This window comes from Pedobacter sp. 01T416_2, assembly GCF_056398925.1.
Genome location: NZ_JBFTQI010000972.1, coordinates 1 through 1,918 on the forward strand (window position 1 = coordinate 1; position 1,918 = coordinate 1,918).

The following is a 1,918-nucleotide window of genomic DNA, read 5'->3' on the forward strand; positions in this document are numbered from 1 at the left end:
CGTACACGTACATAATCGTGCAGAATCTGCTGAATTTTAATTTCGGTTTCTGTACCCTCAAAAGCAGGGGCTTCTTCGGTAGTTGCTTCTTTAATTTTTAATTCAGATTCTACAGCTCCCTTAACAAATTCTTTTAAAATAGCTTCAATATCAGCCCATTCTGCATCATCTGTTTTGGTAATGGTAACAAAATTGCTGGCGAAAAAAACGCCAGAAACAAAGTTGAACTTAAATAACTCTTTAGCAAAAGGCGAATGTTCTGCACTTTCTTTAGTTGCAAAATCCTCACTGCCATTTATTAACAGCTTGTTTACCATGAATTTCATGGTAGCTGGATTTGGAGTCTGTTCTGTATATACGTTAATCGTCATGTCTTAATCAATTTGAATAAACAAAATTAACAATTACTCACTAATAAAACCTTTGTAAGCTGTCTGCTTAACGTCAATTTAATTTAACTAGAAAACGCCAGTATAGTTAAAAGGTGTAATCGTTCTCAATTGCACCTTAACAGCTTCAGAAACTGCTAAACCTTCAATAAACTCAGCAATACTTGCTGCATTGATTTTTGAATTTGTTCTGGTTAATTCTTTTAGGGCTTCGTAAGGGTTAGGGTAGTTCTCTCTTCTTAAAACCGTTTGAATAGCCTCGGCAACAACTGCCCAGTTTTCGTCCAAATCGGCATGTAAAGCAGCTTCATTTAATAAAATCTTGTTTAATCCGCGTAGCGTAGAATTAATAGCAATTAAGGTATGTCCAAAAGGAACGCCTACGTTTCTTAAAACAGTAGAGTCGGTTAAGTCTCTCTGTAAGCGTGAGATTGGCAATTTAGCAGCGAAAAACTCGAACAAAGCATTGGCAATTCCTGCATTTCCTTCAGCATTTTCGAAATCGATAGGGTTAACCTTATGTGGCATAGCCGACGAACCGATTTCTCCAGCCTTGATTTTCTGTTTAAAATAGTTTTTAGAAATATATGTCCAGATATCTCTGTCCAAATCTATAATAATGTTGTTTATGCGTTTTAAAGCATCACATTGAGCTGCAAATTGATCGTAATGTTCAATTTGTGTAGTATGTTGCGCACGTGTTAAACCCAAAGTCTCGTTAACAAAATGGTTAGAGAAATTAACCCAGTTTACTGTAGGGTAAGCAATATGGTGTGCGTTGAAGTTTCCGGTAGCGCCGCCAAATTTTGCACTATTAGGGATGTTTTTTAAACTTTCTACCTGAATAGCCAAGCGTTCGGCAAAAACCAAAAACTCTTTACCTAATTTGGTAGGAGAGGCCGGCTGGCCATGTGTATGGGCCAACATCGGAATATCTTTCCACTCTGTAGCCAGGGCATTTATCTTTTCAATCAGCGTATTAATTGCCGGATAATAACTTTCATTCAATGCTAATTTAATAGAATAAGGAATGGCAGTATTATTAATGTCCTGAGAAGTTAACCCGAAGTGGATAAACTCTTTATAGTGCTGAAGTGATAGCGCATCGAATTTACTTTTGATAAAATATTCGACAGCTTTAACATCGTGGTTGGTTACTTTTTCAGTTTCCTTAATTTCTAAGGCATCAACTTCTGAGAAGTTTTCGTGGATTTTGCGCAATTGGGCATAAAGATTTTTATCAAAATTTTCTAAGCCAGGCAAGTTGATTTCGCAAAGTGCGATAAAATATTCGATTTCTACAAAAACACGGTATTTGATTAAGGCTTCTTCAGAAAAGTAAGCAGCTAAACTTTCGGTTGTTTTTCTGTAACGGCCATCAACTGGTGAAATAGCTTGTAGTGATGTTAAATTCATTATGCGGATTATATTTTTGCCGCAAATTTACTACAATTGATGGATTTTAAGGTCTTGATCCCTAGAAATTAATATAAAATAAAAAAGGCCTTAGAATTTCCAAGGCCTTTTTG

The 1,918-nt window shown here is 36.0% G+C and carries 2 protein-coding genes; both read right to left on the minus strand.

What is annotated here, in order from left to right; translation table 11 throughout:
* A partial coding sequence (locus AC1DPQ_RS26435) for a NifU N-terminal domain-containing protein (protein WP_477611387.1) occupies window positions 1-371 on the minus strand: 371 nt, incomplete at its 3' end.
* Between the two features lie 87 nt (window positions 372-458).
* Complete coding sequence (gene purB, locus AC1DPQ_RS26440; RefSeq protein ID WP_477611388.1) at window positions 459-1,805, minus strand: adenylosuccinate lyase; 1,347 nt, start codon at window positions 1,803-1,805, stop codon at window positions 459-461.
* Window positions 1,806-1,918: the final 113 nt, after the last annotated feature.

Excerpts from the sequence above, each read along its gene's own strand:
- purB (WP_477611388.1), bottom strand. The coding sequence starts at position 1,805 with ATGAATTTAACATCACTACAAGCTATTTCACCAGTTGATGGCCGTTAC.